The organism is Coprococcus eutactus, from assembly GCF_001404675.1.
Classification (GTDB): Bacteria; Bacillota; Clostridia; order Lachnospirales; family Lachnospiraceae; genus Coprococcus; species Coprococcus aceti.
In genome coordinates this window covers 162581-184217 of sequence record NZ_CYXU01000001.1, presented here as the reverse complement: position 1 = coordinate 184217, position 21637 = coordinate 162581, and the positions used below count along the sequence as shown (strand labels likewise).

General features: G+C 44.3%; 18 protein-coding genes. 3 read left to right on the top strand and 15 right to left on the bottom strand.

Features of this window, described 5'->3' with window-relative positions:
* Window positions 1-256: 256 nt before the first annotated feature.
* Window positions 257-1135: a pyridoxal 5'-phosphate synthase lyase subunit PdxS gene (gene pdxS / locus ARA78_RS00840; protein WP_004848658.1), complete on the top strand. Its 879-nt coding sequence runs from the start codon at window positions 257-259 to the stop codon at window positions 1133-1135.
* 1 nt (window position 1136) lies between these two features.
* Window positions 1137-1700 carry a pyridoxal 5'-phosphate synthase glutaminase subunit PdxT gene (gene pdxT, locus ARA78_RS00835; protein WP_055143955.1) on the top strand — a complete coding sequence of 188 codons (564 nt, stop codon included), beginning with the start codon at window positions 1137-1139 and terminating at the stop codon, window positions 1698-1700.
* Window positions 1701-1790: 90 nt separating this feature from the next.
* On the opposite strand, the gene ARA78_RS00830 is transcribed toward pdxT, so the two are convergent.
* The 9 genes from ARA78_RS00830 to argC all read right to left on the bottom strand — a co-directional run bounded on the left by ARA78_RS00830 (window position 1791) and on the right by argC (window position 12792).
* Complete coding sequence (locus ARA78_RS00830; protein WP_055279847.1) at window positions 1791-2741, bottom strand: YitT family protein; 951 nt, start codon at window positions 2739-2741, stop codon at window positions 1791-1793.
* Between the two features lie 81 nt (window positions 2742-2822).
* Window positions 2823-5192: a DNA internalization-related competence protein ComEC/Rec2 gene (locus ARA78_RS00825; protein ID WP_055279846.1), complete on the bottom strand. Its 2370-nt coding sequence runs from the start codon at window positions 5190-5192 to the stop codon at window positions 2823-2825.
* Between the two features lie 108 nt (window positions 5193-5300).
* Entirely contained in the window at window positions 5301-6236 is a 936-nt protein-coding gene (locus ARA78_RS00820) for a GerMN domain-containing protein (protein WP_242849632.1), read from the bottom strand.
* 9 nt (window positions 6237-6245) lie between these two features.
* Entirely contained in the window at window positions 6246-7721 is a 1476-nt protein-coding gene (locus ARA78_RS00815) for a sensor histidine kinase (protein WP_022217180.1), read from the bottom strand.
* Between the two features lies 1 nt (window position 7722).
* Window positions 7723-8409, bottom strand: coding sequence for a response regulator transcription factor (locus ARA78_RS00810; RefSeq protein ID WP_055279845.1), 687 nt, complete (start codon window positions 8407-8409; stop codon window positions 7723-7725).
* 29 nt (window positions 8410-8438) lie between these two features.
* The gene (locus ARA78_RS00805) at window positions 8439-9056 is read right to left on the bottom strand and encodes a ComEA family DNA-binding protein (protein WP_055279844.1); all 618 of its coding nucleotides are present in this window, start codon (window positions 9054-9056) and stop codon (window positions 8439-8441) included.
* 328 nt (window positions 9057-9384) lie between these two features.
* Window positions 9385-10275 carry an acetylglutamate kinase gene (gene argB / locus ARA78_RS00800; RefSeq protein WP_015533199.1) on the bottom strand — a complete coding sequence of 297 codons (891 nt, stop codon included), beginning with the start codon at window positions 10273-10275 and terminating at the stop codon, window positions 9385-9387.
* 228 nt (window positions 10276-10503) lie between these two features.
* Window positions 10504-11730 carry a bifunctional ornithine acetyltransferase/N-acetylglutamate synthase gene (gene argJ, locus ARA78_RS00795; RefSeq protein ID WP_055279843.1) on the bottom strand — a complete coding sequence of 409 codons (1227 nt, stop codon included), beginning with the start codon at window positions 11728-11730 and terminating at the stop codon, window positions 10504-10506.
* A 21-nt stretch (window positions 11731-11751) separates the two neighbouring features.
* A complete protein-coding gene (gene argC / locus ARA78_RS00790) occupies window positions 11752-12792 on the bottom strand; it encodes an N-acetyl-gamma-glutamyl-phosphate reductase (protein ID WP_022217176.1) in 1041 nt (346 codons plus the stop codon).
* 419 nt (window positions 12793-13211) lie between these two features.
* On the opposite strand from argC, the gene ARA78_RS00785 reads away from it, so the two are divergent.
* Window positions 13212-14450 carry an argininosuccinate synthase gene (locus ARA78_RS00785; RefSeq protein WP_004848633.1) on the top strand — a complete coding sequence of 413 codons (1239 nt, stop codon included), beginning with the start codon at window positions 13212-13214 and terminating at the stop codon, window positions 14448-14450.
* Between the two features lie 132 nt (window positions 14451-14582).
* Here ARA78_RS00785 and ARA78_RS00780 read toward each other — a convergent pair whose 3' ends face one another.
* The 6 genes from ARA78_RS00780 to ARA78_RS00755 all read right to left on the bottom strand — a co-directional run bounded on the left by ARA78_RS00780 (window position 14583) and on the right by ARA78_RS00755 (window position 21625).
* Window positions 14583-15116 carry a hypothetical protein gene (locus ARA78_RS00780; RefSeq protein WP_004848629.1) on the bottom strand — a complete coding sequence of 178 codons (534 nt, stop codon included), beginning with the start codon at window positions 15114-15116 and terminating at the stop codon, window positions 14583-14585.
* Window positions 15117-15460: 344 nt separating this feature from the next.
* Entirely contained in the window at window positions 15461-16363 is a 903-nt protein-coding gene (locus tag ARA78_RS00775) for an NAD-dependent epimerase/dehydratase family protein (RefSeq protein ID WP_055279842.1), read from the bottom strand.
* Window positions 16364-16394: 31 nt separating this feature from the next.
* Window positions 16395-18209, bottom strand: coding sequence for an alpha-amylase family glycosyl hydrolase (locus ARA78_RS00770; protein WP_055279841.1), 1815 nt, complete (start codon window positions 18207-18209; stop codon window positions 16395-16397).
* Window positions 18210-18281: 72 nt separating this feature from the next.
* Window positions 18282-19442, bottom strand: coding sequence for an ABC transporter permease (locus ARA78_RS00765; protein WP_055272561.1), 1161 nt, complete (start codon window positions 19440-19442; stop codon window positions 18282-18284).
* Window positions 19429-20592: an ABC transporter permease gene (locus tag ARA78_RS00760; RefSeq protein WP_055279840.1), complete on the bottom strand. Its 1164-nt coding sequence runs from the start codon at window positions 20590-20592 to the stop codon at window positions 19429-19431. The genes ARA78_RS00765 and ARA78_RS00760 overlap by 14 nt, the downstream gene beginning before the upstream one ends.
* Window positions 20593-20677: 85 nt before the next feature.
* On the bottom strand, window positions 20678-21625 hold the full coding sequence (locus ARA78_RS00755; RefSeq protein ID WP_015533202.1) for an ABC transporter ATP-binding protein: 948 nt from the start codon (window positions 21623-21625) through the stop codon (window positions 20678-20680).
* Between the last annotated feature and the right edge of the window lie 12 nt (window positions 21626-21637).

The window sequence follows — 21637 nt, the reverse complement described above, 5'->3', positions numbered from 1 at the left end:
CTCCTTCATCAAGCTTATGTCTCACAATATGATTTTCAAAATACAGTACCAGTTTCTACCATAATTATATCTTATGTGGCAAATCTGACCTGTTTTTCTATGTATTTTGATAATATCAGAGGTTATCTGACCTGTTTTTATAATCACATATTGATTATTTCTATAATGTCACTTTGGTTTTATAATCACCTACAGATTGTGAGTTTATGTACACTCACTCCAATAAACACAAATCTAATTATAACGGAGGTTCAACATGGAGACAACAGAAAGATATAAGTTAAATAAGGAACTTGCCCAGATGCTTAAGGGCGGAGTTATCATGGACGTTACAACACCTGAGCAGGCTAAGATCGCTGAGGCTGCCGGCGCTTGTGCAGTTATGGCACTTGAGAGAATCCCAGCAGATATCAGAGCTGCAGGTGGTGTATCACGTATGAGTGACCCACAGATGATCAAGGGAATCCAGAACGCTGTATCAATCCCTGTTATGGCTAAGTGCCGTATCGGACATTTCGCAGAGGCTCAGATCCTTCAGGCCATCGAGATCGATTACATCGACGAGAGCGAGGTTCTCTCACCAGCAGATGACGTATACCATATCGACAAGAGACAGTTCAAGGTTCCTTTTGTATGTGGTGCCAAGGATCTCGGCGAGGCCCTCAGAAGAATCAACGAGGGTGCTTCAATGATCAGAACTAAGGGCGAGCCTGGTACAGGTGATATCGTTCAGGCCGTAAGACATATGAGAAAGATGAACAGCCAGATCGCTGAGATCGTCAGCATGAGAACAGATGAGCTGTATGAGGCAGCTAAGAAGCTTGAGGTTCCTTACGATCTCGTTCAGTACGTACATGAGAATCACCGTCTCCCAGTTGTAAACTTCGCAGCCGGCGGTGTTGCTACTCCTGCCGACGCAGCTCTCATGATGCAGCTCGGTGCTGAGGGTGTATTCGTAGGTTCAGGTATCTTCAAGTCAGGAGACCCTGCTAAGCGTGCTGCTGCCATCGTTCAGGCAACAACAAACTACAATGACGCTGATCTCGTTGCAAAGCTTTCAGAGGGACTTGGTGAAGCTATGGTTGGTATCAACGAGCAGGAGATCGCAATCCTCATGGCAGAAAGGGGTAAGTAATATGCAGGTTGGTGTATTGGCAGTACAGGGAGCTTTCGCAGAGCATGAGCATGTACTTTCCGAGCTCGGCGTATCATGCTTAGAACTTAGAAATGCCGGAGATCTGAACAAGCCTTATGACGCCCTGATCCTTCCTGGCGGTGAGAGCACAGTCCAAGGAAAGCTTCTCAGAGACAGCGACATGTTCGACACTATAAAGTCTCAGATCGAGGGCGGCATGCCGGTTCTTGCCACATGTGCAGGACTTATTCTTCTGGCACAGCACATCGAAGGTGATGACACTGTACACCTTGGCACTCTCCCTGTCACAGTAAAGAGAAATGCCTACGGAAGACAGCTTGGAAGCTTCCACACAGAGGCCGAGCTTAAAGGTATCGGTGAGGTTCCTATGACTTTCATCCGTGCACCTTATGTGGCTGAGGTTTCACCTGAGGTTGATGTCCTTGCAACAGTTGATGACAAGATCGTGGCGGTTAAGTACGGCAACCAGTTTGCCCTCTCCTTCCACCCTGAGCTTGACAGCGACTACAGGATCCACAAGGCATTTGTAGACAGTATCCAGTAATATATTGACTACAGTCTAAAACATATATCAATAAAGAAAAGCCTGTGACATATACAGCAGTTATCTGCCGGTATATGTCACAGGCTTTTTCTAATCTATTTTTCCGGTATGCTCCAGGCCATCAAAGTCCGTCATACTCTCATGCTCAGGAAGCTTTGTGTGCGGTTCTTCCTTCTCCTCTATCTTCTCAAGGATCTCCTTGTATTCATTATCCTTGATGTGGTTGCCGATGATCTCCGCCACATCCGTAACTGTGACAAATGCAGAAGAATCTATGGAATTGATGATGTTCTTCAGCTCACCGATCTCAAATCTCGTGATAACACAGTAGAGCACTGTCTTGTTGCCGCTTATCATTCCCTTGCCCTGCATGATGGTAACTGTTCTTCCAAGCTTCTTGTATATCTTGTCTGCCACCTCTCTGGCATCATCAGTTATGATCATGGCTGCCTTCGCCTGCTCAAGACCGGTCTCAACCATATCAAGCACCTTTGATGTTATAAAGTATGTAAGAAGACTGTACATCGCCCTGTCCAGACCAAAGAGCATTCCCGCAATAGAATATATGATCAGATTCATGCCCAGAACAACTCTTCCAACCGGCCAGTCTTTTTTCTTGTTCAGCATGATGGCCACGGTCTCCGTTCCATCCAAGCACCCGCCGAACTTGATGATGATACCAACTCCAAGTCCAAGTATCACACCGCCGAAGCACACCGCAAGTATGGTCTCTGAGGTTGCATTTTCAAGGGGTTTGAATATCTCCACAAATACTGAGAATACAGCCATGGAATAACCGGACTTCACCATGAACATCTTACCAAGCTGTCTTGAACCTATTATAAGAAACGGAACATTAAGAACGATCGTCAGAATACTCAGGGACACTTCTGTGAGATTATTGATCATGATACCTATACCGATGACGCCTCCGTCAAGTATGGTGTTCGGCACGAGAAATTCTTCGATAGCAAATGCAGCTATAACTGCGCCAAGTGTCAGCATTACAAATTCCAGCAGTAATTTTAGTTTTTTTGTCATACTCATCTTCCTTTCCACATCATAGTCGTTTCTTCCTTCCCCTGTTCTCCTTTCAGAATTCTTATTCTCATAACTCCCTGATCATCTGTATCCGGTTACCGAAATTCCACCATCCGTTATCTCTACACATATAGCTCCATGGTCTATGGTACTCATTACATCAGCTCCACAGGCATCCAAACGCTCCAGTGTCTCCCCGTGCGGATGACCATATCGGTTATTCTCCCCCGCCGATATGATCGCAAGATCCGGGTCGACTGCTCTCAGGAACTCCCCACTCGTAGAATATCTGCTGCCGTGATGTCCGACCTTCAACACATCAGCACTCAGATCACCGCCCTCCGAGATAAGCTCCCGTTCTCCATCTTCTCCCAGGTCTCCCGTAAATAAAACACTGTACCCTCGATACTCCAGACGGATAACCGCAGAAAGATCATTTGCATCTTTTATATCAGTTTTTTCGGACGGATGCAAGAAATTTAACCACACCTTAGCTGCATCCTTGCCACAGGACATTTGAGAACCGCCGTCCATATATATGATATTTACGCCTCTTTTCTCTGCCAGCTCAAGCAGTTCACCCATATTTTCAATATCACCATACATCGGAACCACAAGATTATCTATTCTGATACCGGAGTTCGTATCGCTTAGAAGATATTGGATACCGGACACATGATCCTTATCTCCGTGTGTCACAAATGCATAGTCTACATGAGCTGCACCATAAAACTTTAGAACAGGCACCATCACGTACTCACCAACCTTATTGCTACTCGACGAGCCCCCATCTATCAATATATTTACTCCCATGCCAGCCCTTATAAGTATGCCGTCTCCCTGACCAACATCCATAAATACAACTCTGAACTCCCGGTCAAATGAAGCTGCTTCGTAACACACGCAGCACAGGGTCATGATCACAGCAGCGCACAGACAGACCATCCGCCTCCTCACCCTGGCGCAGTCTGCGCTCTTTGCTCTTACAAGCAGGATCAACACTCCAACCATAGCCATATAAAATACTACGATCATCATAACCGACACATGGCCTGTATTTATACTGTAAAATGGAAGCTCCATCGCCCATTCGCAAAGCTGCCTGTATATTGCAAGTATCAGCTTCACAGGAAACGCTCCTATGCACACCGCCATCTCATTGCCCTGTAGTATCCCGGGAAAAATAAGCATAGCCGCAATCACGACGATACTCACGAATATTATCACAGAAACCAATGGCACTATGAGCAGATTCAGAAAGATCGAATACAGCGGAAACTGGTAATAATAGAATATAACAAGCGGTCCGGTGGCAAGTGTTATCGCCAGATTCATTACAAGTGTGCTGACTACCTTATTCTTAGTTGGAATAAGCTTTTTCATAAGTGCTCCAGGCACCGCCATCCCCAGCACTGCAGCAAAAGACAACTGAAATCCGGCATCAAGGATGATACCCGGATCAATCAGCGCCTGTATGACTGACGCGGTTCCCGCGGATGTAAGCATATCAGGGCTTCGCCCCTTTACCTGACCGATCACAGATATCACCATCATTATCATGGCTCTTACAGTTGAACTCGCCATCCCGGTCATAACTCCGTAAAGTACGATCACGGATATAGCCATTATACCTGATGCCATATATGACCCTGTAAGCCTTCGCAGCACGCCGAATAATGTCATTCCTATTATTGCTATGTGCACACCGGATATCGCCAGAATATGAGCTATTCCATTCATCTGAAACAGCTTCTTCGTATCCCTGTCAATGCCGCTCTTATCCCCCAGTAGCATTGCCTTTATCACCGAGCCATCCGTCTCTCCAAACACACTGTCTATGATCTCCCCGGACTTTATACGCAGCCTGAACAGAATGTCTCCTATACGGCTGTAGTCCTCTCCACACTCCAGAATGGAGATATCCTTTCCTACTATATATATTCCCTTGTGCGAATAATATTCCCGCGCATCGAATTCGCCCGGATTATCAGCAGAGTCCGGCCTTGACAGACTGCAGCTTAAGGTCAGCTTCATTCCGGTCTTCAGGCTTTCCACGTCTTCCATGTACAGCAATACCTTTGATCTTCCCCGGTATTCCACAGTTTCTTCTGAGTCGCCTCCGCCAAATGTTATCCATTCCGCATACACATATACCCGCCATTCATCGCCGGACTGCCTGATCTCGTACACCTTTCCTTCTATACCGCCCGGCTGCTGCCCATCGAGCTCTTCTGCGAGTCTCTCCTGCTTTGACATAGCACAGCCATTCATATAACCGGTCAACGAGATCATTCCAAATATCATCATACTCAGAACGCATCTGACGATCCTGTTCTTTCTGTCTTTATCACAATGAGCTTTGCCACTATAAAAAAACATGGCTGTACCGGCTTTGTCCATGTAAACCGACAATACCGGTGCAGCCAATATGATCAGACCAATTATAAGCACTGAACTGTCAGCCGCCTCTTTATACGCCTCTCCAAGCGCAAAGCATACTGCTATCCAGAATAATGGTCTCTTTATATTCGTATCCTCCTGTTTTGTTCAAACTTCTGTTTATCTCTCAAGCTTTGAATAATCAGCAGTAAATTTCCTGCTGAGATCGATGTTGTTCAATCTGTTATTTGTATTATCCACATTTATCTGTACCCTCTTGACATCTTCAAGCTCCATGAGGGAATCCACAACAGAATACACAAGTATCTCATCGTCCACACCTGCTGTTCCATCCGCAAAGCTCTCATTAAATGTTATCGTACACACACCGTCAGCATCATCCACAGTGACACTCTTAACCACAGTTTTCTCATTGAGCGGTACAACTGTTCCATCGTAACTCATTCTCAGTCCTGCAACCATCTGTTCCTCCAGTGATTCAGGCGCTGATCTGTCCAGATCTATGGTCTTCTGAACCAGCTTCTGTCCTGTGCTGTCCGGCATATATATGTTGTACTCTTCATGTGGATTCATGAAGTTGTCCATATCTGAAAATGAATCATTTGTGAGCTCCTCACGCACGATACTGTTCTCATTTGCAATGTCAGTGTATTCATACACAACTTTCTTCACCGATTCGATCTGTGTCAGAGTTCTCACAAATGCAGCCTTGCTTAGCACCATCTCATATGTGTCAGTGGCCTCCCAGTCAACGTTGAACATAAGATTGATCGTCGCCTGACCGTCATATGTATATCTCTGGTATGTAACGCCCTGGGGAACCGGAACCTGTTTATCCGTCATTTCCCCACTGTCCATCAATGCGTTCATCACAGTGTCGATAAGATTCTCCGTCGTGACGAGCTGGTCTCGGGTGAAAACCTCCGGGAACAGATCAGTCCACGTTGAGTTTGCGTAGTACAGAGTCAGATTTTCATCTGAATTGTCTGCTGAATTTTTCTTTCTGCCATTCTTGCTGTCGCTTCCACACGCCACAAGAATCACCACTGCAGCCATGACCACGGCAGTGAGCATAATTCTTTTTTTCGTCGTCATATTAATCCCTTACTCGTGAGCCTGTAATGGAACCTTTACCGTAAATGTAGTTCCTTTTCCCGGTTCACTATACACATTTATAGTTCCTTTGTGCATGATAATTATATTCTTCGTGATGGCTAGTCCCAGACCGGTTCCACCAGTGTCTCGACTTCTCGCCTTGTCTACTCTGTAGAATCTCTCAAAAATATGATTTATGCAATCCTCCGGTATTCCTACACCGGAGTCTGCTACCTTGATATAGAAGTTCCTGTGGTCTGAATTGAGCGAAACCTTTATCCAACCGCCATCAACGTTATACTTTATTCCATTCTCTATCAGATTCGAGATCGCAAGAGTAAACTTCACCTTGTCTATCTCTGCCTTTATGTCTCCAAAGCTCTCAAATGAAAGCTGTATACTTCTCTTCTCCGCCAGAGGCTTAAGTCTCTTGAGTATGAGATCCATAAATTCATTCATATCCACAGGCTCTTTATTCAGGCTGTCAGGGCCTTTGTCAGTCTTAACGAGTGTAAGCAGATCACTTATGATCTCTGCCTCCCTGTCTATCTCCTGAACTATATCCTCCATGAATTCTCTGTACATCTCCGCTGGCACATCACTCTGGGTGAGCAGCGACTCTGACAGAACCTTCATGGATGTTATCGGTGTCTTTAACTCATGTGAGACATTTGACACGAATTCCTGACGGGACTCCTCAAGAAGCTGTGCCTTGTTGAATATATCGTTTATATCCTTTGTCAGCTCCTGTGTCTCCCTGAACATACCGTCCACGCTCATCGGTTCAAGGCTGCCGCCTTTCATTCCCTCTATCTCGTTTCTGACATGGTTCACATCCCTGACTGATAACTTAGCCGCAAAATAAGCAGCTATCAATCCAAGTATCAACGATATCGCAAACAGATAAGTTGCATTTCTCTTCATATATATTGACAGGTTCTCGAGAGCATCGGTCTCAAGAGATATCAGTGCCACCGCATCTGTATAGCCCTCACTGTTGATCACTGGAACTATGCGTCTGTACACATTTTCCTCTGTCTCTGATATATACTTCTGCTGCCCCTTCATTACGCTGAACACGTTCTCATCCACCAGATATCTTCCGGTGTCTTTTCCATAGGAGTCCACCACGACCTTGTAATCAGTATCCACTATAACTATACGGGCAGAGAGAGAATAAGCCATGGTCTTTATCTCGTCCACGGCTCTCCCTATATCATCCTCCGCCTTGTGTTCATTCACTATATGGGCAATGTATTCTGCACACTCCTGTGCGTGTCTGTCAAGATTTCTCTCACTCTTCGAATTCACAGTGCCCGCCAGTATCCACAGTGCTGCATAGGCGATCACTGCCACACTCACTGCCACTATAAGCGATATGATCGTTCTCTGCCCCACTCTGATACTGACTCTGGATCTCTCCTGGGCGGTATTCTTCTCTTCAATTTTTTCTGTTTCAACTGTTGCACGTTTCTTTTTTTTCATATCAGCCCTTGAAGAAATATCCTACTCCCCATTTTGTATGAATGTATACCGGCTCACCCGGATTAGCTTCTATCTTCTCACGAAGTCTTCTAACATGCACATCAACTGTTCTCGCATCTCCCGGGTAGGAATCTCCCCAGATCGTATTCAGGAGTTCATTTCTTGAATATACCTTGTTTGGATGCGCCATGAGCAGCTCAAGAAGGTCAAACTCCTTGGCTGTCAGATTAAGCTCCTTACCACCGACAAATACACGTCTGCTGTCAAGCTCAACCTTCATTCCATTGATCTCCATTACATTTGACGGTTTTGCAGGTGCCTGCTTGCGGTTGCTTCTTCTAAGTATAGCCTTGATCCTGGCCTTCACCTCAAGAATATTAAATGGCTTTGTTATATAGTCATCTGCACCATACTCGAGTCCCATGATCTTATCCATGTCCTCACCCTTTGCAGTGAGCATGATAATAGGAACATTGGAAAACTCTCTGACCATCTGGCAAACCTCTATTCCTGTGTATACAGGTATCATTATATCCAGCAGAACTATATCGTAACCATTTGCCTTTATCTTCTCTATAGCTTCACCGCCATCGTAGGCTGTATCCACTTCCATATCGTCCTGTTCCAGGCTGAACTTCAGCCCCTTAACGATCAACTTCTCATCATCCACAACAAGAACTTTCTTCATCTTAACATCCTTTCTACCCCGAGACTCATTTACTCTGTCGATATATATGTCTCCAGTTTCTCATATATACTGTCTCCTATGCCGCTGACATTCTTAAGGTCATCTTTGCAGGCAAATGCTCCATTCTTCCGTCTGTACTCAACAATCTGCGAGGCCTTCGTCTCGCCTATTCCCGGTAACGTCATAAGTTCCGCAGCATCTGCACTGTTGATGTTGACCAGTCTCTGTTCCGACGCATCTGTCCCGGCTTCGCTCTCATCCGGAAGCTGTTCACCTCCGACAGGAAAGTACAGCTTCTGACCATCCTCAAGCACATCTGCAAGATTCACCGCAACGGTATCTGCGTCATCGGAGAATCCTCCCGCCGCCTCAAGGCCATCATTCGCCCTGGATCCGGCTTCGAGCTCATATACGCCCTCATTCTTCACTGCTCCGCATACAAAAACTGTTATGTATTCTGGAGTTTCTGAATGTATCGTTAGACTCTCGTCTGCTCCGTCTTCTTCCGCGCCTTGCTGCGAAGCTTTCTCCGTAACATTCTCTTCTGAATTACCGGATATAGTTACCTGTTCTTCTCCACAGCCGGAACACAATAATGTCATTGTCAGCACGCATAAATATGCTAAATTTTTAATTATTTTCTTCATCGTGCGACACCTCCTGTGTCAGCACAGAATTACACAGGTTTATTGTATCTAAACACCTCTGAATTTACAACAATATATTTCTATTTTATTTCATTTTTGTTACTTTTTTCACAAAAGAGCCCTTTTATCCCTTATTCATTGATACTTTTTACAATACATAAAAATGTAACATTTTTATAAACTCCCCGATTCAGATCAGACATAAAAAAACAGCATATACGCCCGGTGCTCTTCCATCCTTACAGATGGCTGTCCACCATGGTCATATATACTGTTTTATAATTTACTATTTTATTATTTGAAGCTTTGTTATATTCTGCCCCGCATCCTAGAATAAAGGCTCCTTGAGGATAGCAGTTCCGATACCCTTCTGGGTGAAGAACTCAAGAAGCAGGCAGTGCTGGAGACGGCCATCAAGTATATGCACTCTTGAAACTCCATTTTCCATGGCTGCGATACAGTTGTTAAGCTTTGGAAGCATACCACCGCCGACAACGCCCTTCTCTATGATGTCCTTTGCCTCGTGTATATCCATCTCTGAGATAAGTGTTGACTTGTCTGTTGGATCAATAAATACTCCCTCGATATCTGTGAGGAATACAAGCTTCTCAGCCTCAAGAGCTGTTGCTACTGCACAAGCAGCATCGTCCGCATTGATGTTGTAATCCTCGTAGTTCTCATCCACTCCTATAGGTGCGATAACCGGGATGAAATCATCCTCGATAAGTGATGTAAGGATGGATGTGTCAACATTTGTTATCTCTCCCACATAACCTATATCCTTGCCACCAGGGAACTTCTTCTTGACTGTAAACATACCGCCGTCCTTGCCGCTGATTCCGACTGCCTTAAGTCCGATCTTCTGCATGAGACTTACAAGACTCTTGTTGACCTTGCCGAGAACCATCTCTGCGATCTCCATCGTCTCTGCATCTGTAACACGGAGACCGTTGATAAATTCTGCCTCCTTGCCGACCTTCTCTACCCATTTGCTGATCTCCTTGCCGCCACCGTGTACGATGACCGGCTTCATGCCGACAAGCTTCAGCATGGCAACGTCCTTGATAACGTTGTACTTGAGATTCTCGTCAAGCATAGCGCTTCCGCCGTACTTTACAACCACTGTCTTGCCCTGGAATTTCTTGATATATGGCATAGCCTCTATCAGTGTCTGTGCCTTCTCAATTACCTGATCTACTGTGTAATCACCTATAACCATTTTTCTGTCCTTCTTTCTTCTATATTTATATATCTTCGGTTTATCTACCTTAGGTTTATCTGTCTTTTGCCTTCAACTTTATCTTCCAGCCTGATCAATGTCAACGATTAACGCATCGTCTCAATTTAGTCTTATTTGATTTATTGACTACAATCTATTTTTAAATTTACGCAATATGTTTTATCTTATAACCTGCTTCCATTTTTATATGGCTTATCTCACTGGATTTTACTTTCTATAATCCGCATTTATCTTGATATAGTCATATGTGAGATCGCAGCCCCACGCTGTGGCCATCTCATCCCCCATATTCATATGCGCCTTGAGCTTTATCTGCTTCTCTGAGAGTATGTGGCTTGCTTCCTTCTCATCGTAATCAGTTGTCACTCCATGCTTTACGATCTCAAGATGTCCTGCCACACTGGCTATCTCTATATCCACCCTGTACGGATCAAACTTCACGCCGCTCTGTCCCATGGCGCACACTATTCTGCCCCAGTTGGCATCAGCTCCGTACATGGCACACTTTACAAGATTGGAGGCCACTATCGCCTTTGCCAGATGTCTTGCAGTATCCTTATCCGGCATGCCCGACACATCCACCTGAAACATCTTGGTAGCACCCTCGCCGTCCGAGGCTATCGCTCTGACAAATGCGCGGTTGATATATCTTATTGCCTCGACAAATGCAGGAAAGTCGTCATCGGTCTCCAGCAGTTCCTCGTTGCCCGCCATGCCATTTGCAAATATCATTACCGTGTCATTTGTAGACATGTCTCCATCCACAGACACCATATTGTATGTATCGACCACATCTGACTTCAGCACCTTGCCTAGCAGCTCTGAGCTGATATTCAGATCTGTCGTGATGAAGCTGAGTACGGTCCCAAGGTTTGGATTGATCATTCCGGATCCCTTGCACATGCCTCCTATGGTGACCTGCTGCCCCTTGATCTCTAAAGTTACGGCTATCTCCTTCTTATAGATATCAGTCGTCTTGATCGCCTCCGCGGCATCCACTCCGGCATCTATAGAATATGAAAGCTCCGGCACCAGCATATCTATACCGCTCTGTATGACATCCATCGGAAGTCTCATTCCTATGACTCCTGTAGAAGCCACCGCAACCGTACTTGGATCTATGCCAAGGCTCTTACCTACATGGGCCGCCATGGCCTCAGCATCGTGGATTCCCTGTTCGCCAGTACAGGTATTTGCCACACCGCTGTTTACAACCAGTGCCTGACACATTCCCACATTCTGGCAAAGCCGCCTGTCGTATATGACCGGTGCTGCCTGAACCATGTTCTGTGTAAATGCTCCCGCTACATGTGCAGGAACATCACTCACCAGAAGTGCCATGTCTTTTTTCAGTTTATTTCTTCTTATTCCAACATGTAGTCCCGCTGCACGAAATCCAGCAGGAGCTGTCACGCCTCCCGGAATTATCTTCATCCTACCACCTTATTTCCAAATTTATGGGAAAACAGGAGCCATGCGGAGACCCTCTGCCTCGTCAAATCCAAACATGATGTTCATGTTCTGAACCGCCTGACCTGCAGCACCCTTTACAAGATTGTCAAGTGCGCCCATGGCGATGACTCTGTTTGTTCTCTCATCTATCTTAAAGTTGACATCCACATAGTTGCTGCCCTCAACCCATCTTGTCTCAGGACATACATCCTTGTCGAGGACTCTGATAAATCTCTCATTTGCATAGTACTTATCGTATGCGGTTCTCACTGTATCGTAATCGACCTTCTCCTTGAGGTTGGCATATGCTGTCACAAGTATTCCTCTGTTCATAGGAACAAGGTGTGGAGTGAAGTTGATAACTATCGGACTGCCATTCGCATATCCAAGCTGCTCCTCTATCTCAGGGGTATGTCTGTGTGTCGTAACTCCATAAGCCTTTATGCTCTCATTGACCTCACAGTAAAGATTTGCGATCTTCGCGCCTCTTCCTGCACCTGATGTTCCGGACTTGGCGTCAACGATGATGGAGTTGGCATCAACCAGACCTTCCTTAACCAGTGGGTAGAGTGAAAGGATGGAACATGTTGTGTAGCATCCAGGGTTTGCAAGAAGTCTGCACTTCTTTATATCCTCCCTGTTGATCTCACAAAGACCATACACAGCCTCGTCAATAAACTGTGGGCTCTTATGCTCTATCTTGTACCACTTCTCATAAGTAGCAACATCCTTTATTCTGAAATCTGCACTGAGATCTATGATCTTCACCTTTGACAGAATCTCCTCATTCACCAGTGATCCGCACAGTCCCTGTGGTGTAGCTGTAAATATGACGTCTACTTTTGATGCAAGCTCCTCCATGTTGTCGTCCATACACTTTGCGTCCACGATCTGGAACATATTGCCGTATACCTGATAATATTTCTGATCGATAAAGCTTCTTGAACCGTACCATACGATCTCCGCTTCCTTATGTCCAAGAAGGATTCTTACTATCTCCTGTCCTGCGTATCCTGTCGATCCGATAATTCCTACCTTAATCATAACTGCCTCCATATATATGTAAAAATTTATATTTCCATTCCCACGGATTTGTCTTAAGGCATATCCTGTTTGATTGTATACCCACTTAGTCAGCCTAGTCAACATTCATCTAATCAGACGATATGTTATCCCTCCTACAAAAAACTTTTTATAATTATACATTTTGATTGCATATTATGCAATGGTTTTTTTGAATATTTGCATAATCGTTAAAAATATACGGTTCATCAACGTTTTTGCCGCCATTTAGCTATGTATCCATGTATAAATCACATGCATATTATACGCTGATTAAATGGATATTTTGAAAAATTGCTTGCATAATATACATTTGCGTTGTATAGTTCATGTAGGCGAAAAATGGAATATATTATAAAGTAATTTTTCAAAACACTATATTTATAGGAGGATTTATTAAAATGGCTAAAGAAAAAGTTGTACTGGCTTATTCAGGCGGTCTTGATACCACTGCCATCATCCCATGGTTAAAGGAGACATACGGATACGATGTTATCTGTGCATGTATAGATGTAGGTCAGGAGAGCGAGCTTGAGGGACTTGACGAGAGAGCAAAGTATTCAGGAGCTGAGAAGCTTTACATCATCGATGTTGTAGATGAGCTCTGCGATGAGTACATCATGCCAACAGTTCAGGCTGACGCTGTATATGAGAACAAGTACCTTCTCGGTACTTCATTTGCAAGACCTATCATTGCCAAGAAGCTCGTTGAGGTTGCACGTAAGGAAGGCGCTGTTGCCATCTGCCACGGAGCTACAGGTAAGGGTAACGACCAGCTTCGTTTTGAACTTTCTATCAAGGCTCTTGCACCGGACATCAAGGTTATCGCTACATGGAGACAGCCTGAGTGGACAATGCAGTCACGTGAGGATGAGATCGCTTTCTGTAAGGCACACGGCATCGATCTTCCATTTGATGCAAAGCATTCTTACAGCCGTGACCGTAACATCTGGCACATCAGCCATGAGGGCCTTGAGCTTGAGAATCCTGCAAATGAGCCAAACTACGATGACCTTCTGGTTCTCTCAGTTACACCTGAGAAGGCACCTGATGAGCCTGAGTACATTGACCTTGACTTCGAGAAGGGCTACCCTGTAGCACTCAACGGCAAGAAGATGAAGACTTCTGATATCATCCGTGAGCTGAACAAGCTCGGCGGAAAGCACGGTATCGGTATCATCGATATCGTTGAGAACCGTGTTGTCGGCATGAAGTCACGTGGTGTATACGAGACACCTGGTGGAACTATCCTCACAGAGGCTCATAAGCAGCTTGAGGAGCTCACACTTGACCGTGATACTATGGAGTACAAGAAGCTTGTTGGAACAAAGTTCGCAGCACTTGTATATGAAGGAAAGTGGTTCTGCACTCTCCGCGAGAGCCTTTCAGCATTTGTTGCCAAGACTGAGGAGCGTGTAACTGGTCATGTAAAGATGAAGCTCTACAAGGGTAACATCATCAAGGCTGGTACTACATCAGATTATACTCTGTACTCAGAGAGCCTTGCTTCATTCACAACTGGCGACCTCTACGATCACAAGGATGCTTCAGGTTTCATCAACCTGTTCGGTCTTTCAATGAAGGTTCGTGCTATGATGGATCAGAAGCGTGAGGAGAAGGACAACGCTAACAATAAGTAATTTATTATAGTGTAGACATGAAACATCCCCCATCATACTCGTTATGAATATGATGGAGGATGTTTTTTTCTTGACAAAACAAAAAGACTGAAATAGAATATATCAAAAGAAATGGGTTTTCACCGTACAGTTTTACGACTCAAGCGGGCTGCTCGTTTCTTTTTTTATTGTGGTAATATCATGCAGGTACTTATTACCATCCTCTGAATGTTTTATAAGAAGAATAGCTGTGAATATATTATATCTATCTAAATTGCCCGTTTTATCATCATACACAGGCAGTCCAAACCTTATATCATATCTATACCAACCATATTTAGCATCTTTATTATGCTTTTGCTCTTTATTCTCTTCCCAACGTGGATTTTTGGCTATTTTTATTAGCTCTGGAATTCCCTGTGATGCTGATGCCTTTGCCTTTTTTCTTGCACCTTTTAATGCAATTCTGCTTTTCGAACCTGCATATTCAGACGGAAATTCTTTTCCAATATAAACAACATCATTTGTTTCTGTAATTTCATAACAATCCGATATATAGCCTTTTAAGTATTTTTCTATCTGCTGCCAATCATCTTTTGATAAGCCTTTAAATTTTTTGTCATTAATAATTACTATTTGATTATTATTTTCGTCCGTTATTATACTAACATTCCTGTTTTTTATCATTCAGTAACTCCTTTATTATTTTATATTTGCCAAAAATCATTATGGAAATTAAACTATAGAAATTTCAGATCACTTATTTCTACTAAAAAAGAACTAAAATCTTATTTGAGAACAATGAGTAAAACTCCATCATTGTCAAGAACTCTCTCACTATGTATCTGCATTATATCAATGCTAGCGAAGATGTAAACCCACTTATAACGAATTTACACTTTCTTAATGAATTTATACACATCGTATATCTCGACGATATTTGAATGTATATCTATAAAAAAAGATCCGGAGCCGAAGCTCCAGATCTCCCTAAATACATATCATTTACAATATCGCTGCACCAACGTACATTATTTTAAATTACAGTCTATATATTCCATATATGACTTTTTTCCAACTTCTGATTCATTTTCCACATACCACTCTGCGCATTCTTTCAATCCATCTTCCAATGATATTGTTTCCGAGTATATTTTGTTCTGCTGCTGCACATCGAGATAATATTCATAGTTATAAAAACTGAAATAATTTCTCTGTTCTATATCCTCACTGACATTTACAAACGCAGGGATCTTATCAAAGCAGGCGTAACACATCGTCACCCAGTCTTTTATAGTGACCGGCTCCACATTTCCCACATTCATGATATGAGTCTCCGGCTTTTCCTCTATTACTCTCTCCATCAGGATACAGAGATCCTTCACATGGAAGAACTGCAGCTTCATTCCACCATCTCCGGGCAGATAAAATGGCCTGTCCGCCCTGGCGCAGTCAAATACAAAAGCCTCCCTGTATACATTGTTCATAGGTCCATAAATATATGGTGGTCTGAGTATGTAAGCATCACTCACTCTGTCAAGTAATGCATCCTCCGCAGCAATCTTATCCGTACCATATGACCCCCAGTATCTGTTGAGTGCCCGTTCTGAATCTTCACGGAATGGCTGATCTCCATACTCTGGATACACTGCACTTGAGCTGATCATGATATACTGACCAAATGAACCAAGGCTGTCACATAAGTCTGTGATATCTTCCGCATTATATGCGGTTATGTCCGCCACAACATCAAAATAGATGTCTTTGAGTTTGTCTCCCAGGTCATGCCTGTCCGTTTCTATAAGTTTCACACCTGGAACCTGCGGTCTTGAATTTCTGTTCACCACATACACCTCATAGCCTTTGTCCACAAAATACTGCGCCGCATACCGGCTTACAAATACTGTACCACCCGTTATTAGTATTTTCTTCATGGAGAGCCTCCTTTAAATTGGGATTTTTTATCTACTCACCAAGTTCCAGTACCACACTCTCATTTCCAGCTAATTTCACTGAACTAAGGTCTGACACACCTGTCTCACCAGAACTTGAATAAAGTACATTTGTAACTGTTATGTCTCCGCACTCAGCAAGTGATACCGTCTGATCGCCCTCTGCAAAATTGTGCACCACCAGCAGTTTCTGTCCATCTGTCTCACGGAAGTATGCTGTCACACTGTCACCTGTGAGCGCTGCCGCTCTATAGTTTCCTTTCATAAGGGCAGGATTGTCTTTTCTAAGCGCTATCAGTGTCTTGTAATATGAATACATTGAATCCGGATCTTTCATCTGTTGGTCAAGTCCCTTTGTCTCTGCATTCTGATCGTCCTTTTCCCATGACGTGTTGTATGTACTGTCATCTCCCCACAGGAATGGTGTCCTTATCATCTCATCCGGCTTGCTGCCGTACATTCCGAGTTCCTCGCCATAGTAAATATATGGATTGCCTGGAAGTGTCATATATACCGCTGCTATCTGTCTCGCCTTATCCAGGCTGTTCACCGACGATGCTATCCTGTCCTGATCGTGATTTGCTCCAAATACTCCATTCAGATAGTTGACATCCACGCCGTCATATTTATTCTGTATATTCTCTATCGCCACGGAAAGAGAATCACCAAAGCCTGGCACCGCCATGCCTTTCTGTACGCAGTTCAGTATCTTCTGCTGAATTGCGAAATCAAACTTCGTGTCAAATGGCTGGACATAATTTTCCAGCACCTTGTCATCCTGCCATACCTCACCCACCAGGTATACATCAGGATTTATGCTCTCGCAGTAACCGGCAAATTCGTTCCACCAGTTGATGTTTGCCGCTTCAGAATCTTCCTGCTGCTTGAACTCATGCGCCCCATAGATATGAACTGCGGCGTCCATACGGAAACCGTCAAGACCAAGCTCCAGCCAATGACCGGCGGCATCCTTCGCAGCCTGTCTAACATCCGGATTGTTATAGTTCAGATCCGGCATATCCGCGCCGAACACACCATAATAATAGAAGTCTCCTTCCTGGTGCCACACCATATCTCCCCAGCTTGATTTGTCGAGAAGATGATTGCAGTCTTTCTTATCGGTCTTGTACACCCACCTGTAATAATCTCTGTACTCGCTGTTCTCATCGGACTTTGCCGCCTGAAACCACGGATGATTGATACTGGTGTGATTGATGACCAAATCCATGATGACTTTCATGTCTCTGCTGTGTGCTTCGTCAAGCAATCTCTTAAGATCATCCTCTGTTCCGTAATCGGGATTCACCGCCATGTAATCCGTCACGGAATATCCGTGGTAGGTATCGGATGCAGTGATCGGCATGAGCCATATCCCATCGATCCCGAGCTCCTTCAGATAGTCAAGTTTCTCCGTGACGCCATTCAGATCGCCTATACCATCACCGTCTGAATCGGCAAATGATCTGACAAATATCTCGTAATACACACCGCGATTACCCTCTTCGTCGGTCTTCTTACGAGGCTCTGCCGTAAATTCTGCCACATCGTATGCATCACTGGAATATGTTCCCTCTACATAAGGCTCATCCTTGTCTTCCGTAGCTTTTTTTGACTCCTGTCCATTTTCTTCTTCGGCTCCGACATCTGTCTGATCGTTTGTCTGACCATCCGCCAAAGTCTCTGCTTCTGACGACGCAGCACCGTCCGCTCCGTCATCTGTTTTGCCGCACCCTGTACCGAGTCCAAGTGTAAGGGCCAGCATAACCACTGCAAGTCTCTTCTGCAGTCTGAGTAAGTTGTTCTGTTTCAGCACTTTCTTTTTAAGCACTTTCTCGTTCCTCCTATACTCCCTCCAAAGAACATTATAACAGACCATGCCTCATAACTTCCAGTGTATTTTCTAAGCCATAGCCCTGCCGGCGGTCTTGTACCTGTCAACGATCACTCCAACAAGTATGAACAGTACGGCGAATAGCATCTGCACCCCCATGCTTACAAATATGCCTGACACAGAACTGCCGGATGCGAAATTGTCGATGGCATCCGTTGCATTTGCGTACCAATATGCTGGAAGGAAATGTGCTATCGCCATCACAGTGTCACTTAAGAACTCTCTCGGCACAAATATCCCGCAGAGGAATGCCATTCCAAGTGATATGACATTTGCACACATGGAAAGAATCTGTTCATTCTGGGTAAGCTTGCTAACCAGAAATGCCAGCGAGAGTGCTACACAGGCATACACCAGCATATTGAGTATGAACATTCCGCCCCTTGCTGAGACTATATCATATTTTATAAGTATTCTGGAAAGTGCTATAAATACTACAGACAATACGCATCCAGTAAACATCATCCCCAGGACAAGTTCCCTGTTCAGCCTGAAAAATTTGTATGATGAGCACTCTATTCTCGCTCTAAGCTTTTTCCTGTTATATACCTGCAAAACAGGCGCTACCCCAATTATCATAACGCAGATCATGACCCACCCCAGATAGTTGTAAAAATTATATAACATGGAATGTCCTGAGGTCTTTCCTTCGGCCATATCGACTTCAGCCTTCTGCTCAAGTGCCGTCCTCGCTCTCTTATCGGCATCGTTCACATCATCTCCGGCCCTCTTGTACAGAGACACCATATTCATGTAGCTGTCAAGCCTTGTCTCAAACAGCATGGACGCCTGACTTCCGGGGATAGTCGTTATCTCAAGCAGACCATCCGCAGTATCATTTGCCCATGCATCGCCAAAGCCATCTGGTATCCTGATCACACAATCCACCGCCCTGTTGTAGAGAGCATCCTGAATACCTCGTTCGTCCATATCAACGCCATATACAAGCTGCTGCGTATCATTCAGGTAAGCCATCAATTTTCTGCTCATCTCACTGCCATCCTCATCGCTCACCGCATATTTGATCGTTTTATCCTTATAATAGTTCTGTGGATCTGTGTTTCCCACATTGATGAACACAACCATGACTCCACACAGGATTCCCACATACATGATCATCTGCCCAATATATTTTCTCAAAACCTTGAAAAAAGATTTAAACACTTGCATATCTGTTCCTCCTTACCATGAGAATCCCAACTGCTATGAGCACCACAGCCTCAATAGTCATTATGACGATATTCTCAGTGAAAACCTGGTGGTCACTGTAAACATTCAGCGCATAGAATGAATCCGATATCAGAGCCGCGGGATTGAGTTTATTTATAATCGGCACGTGCTGCTGTATCTCATACTTTACTCCGTTTATACACAGATCAGAAAGGATGGACATCACCATGGATATTCCGATCACAATACCTATCTTGGTCCCCTCAGCAAGCTTTGATATAGCCCCAACTATGACTCCTATTGCCAGACCGATAAAGCAGCCCACAAACAGAGTAAGCAGGATCTCCCATACTCTGTCGCCAAAATCCACTCCTATGCAGGACATGTATATAAAGCTTATGACCTCGACCACAAAATGTATAATCAGCAGTGCAGCAAACTCTGCCAAAACAAATGTCATTTTTCTCTGTGGGGACACATTTTTTCTCTTTCCCGTAGCGCTCACATTTGCCTGAAGATTGCTCATCATCTCTATAGATGAAAGTGATGCAAACAGACAGCTCATGGCAAATATGGCATAGAAATAATTGTTATACACATTCTGGCTGCCCTCAGTGCTGGCCTTCTCTGTATAATATGATCTCTGTTCTGAGAGTTTTTCCACAAGGTCCGACATATCATCCACGCCGGAAGTCCCAGACATATACTGTTGGAGTCCGATGCCATCCTTATATATATCCTTAAGTGCATGCTCGTACTGCTTGTACTCAGAAAGCACTGTCTCAAGTATGCTCGCATTGACAGAGCTCTCTGCAACTGTAAGTCTCACATCATCTGTATATATGATGCCCTCAACCTCTTCATCAGCCAGTGACATCTCCGCATCGCTTTCGCTCATCCTCGTAACCGACAGAAGGGCATCATCGCCATCCGACAACGCATCCAGCACATAGTTAAGTCCATTTATCGATTCATCTTCAGTGACCACTGCCACCTTGATATTCCTGAACATCTCATCCTGTTCATATATGTTGCCAAATGCCATGTACATGAATGTTGCAAGAAGCAGCGGGAATACCAGTGTCCAGAAGATCGACACCCTGCCTCGGACCATGATCTTTATGGTGTATAAAAAGTCCCGTATAAACATAATTCTCTCCTTTAATCCTGATTCATCTCAATTTTCCATATACAATACGATTTCAACGATCTCATATCTCTGCCCTGAATTTCGTTTAGTCTCTGAGCTCCTTGCCTGTGATCTCCAGAAATACATCGTTGAGCGTCGGGAGTTCCGTAACAACCCTGCCAAATGATATATCGTGCTCCTTGAAGAATTCCATGAGTCTCACCAGATTGTGTCTTCCACCAGAATATCTCAGCGTCAACATACCATCGCTATATTCCTCCTCATACATATGCGGCTGTCTGCGAAGCTCCGATATCTGTTTGCCTGTAAGTCCAAGCACCTCAACCTTGATGGTCTCAGTGTTCTTGATCATCTTCTTAAGTTCTTCCTTTGTTCCTACAGCTACAGACTTTCCTTTGTCCATGATGACTATCCTGTCACAGAGCTGCTCGACCTCCTCCATATAATGGGATGTGTATACGATGGTGGCACCTTCCTCATTCAGACGCTTGATCCCCTCAAGTATTCTGTTACGGCTCTGCGGATCGACCGCCACTGTCGGTTCATCGAAGAATATAAGTTTTGGCTTATGCGCTATTCCGCAGGCAATATTCAGTCTTCGCAGCAGTCCACCCGAGAGCTTCTTTGGAAGGAATTTCCTGTAATCCGCAATATCCACGAAATCCATTGTCTCCTCAACACATTTGCGTCTCTTCTCTTTGTCCTTTATATAAAGGCCGCAGAAGTAATCAATATTCTCATATACAGTCAGTTCATCGAACACCGCCACATCCTGCATTACAACTCCTATCTCTCTCTTGATATCATAGCTGTCGGGCTTCATCTCTTTGCCAAATACCTTTATATCGCCCTTGTCAAATGTGAGCAGGGACAGTATACAATTTATAGTTGTCGTTTTGCCGGAGCCGTTTGGTCCAAGGAGTCCAAGTATCTCCCCCGCCTTCACCGTCAAACTGAAATGATCCAGCGCCAGTAGATCTTTATATCGCTTTACCAGATTGGTAACCTCTATTGCATTTTCTGAATTACTCATATATATCCTCCT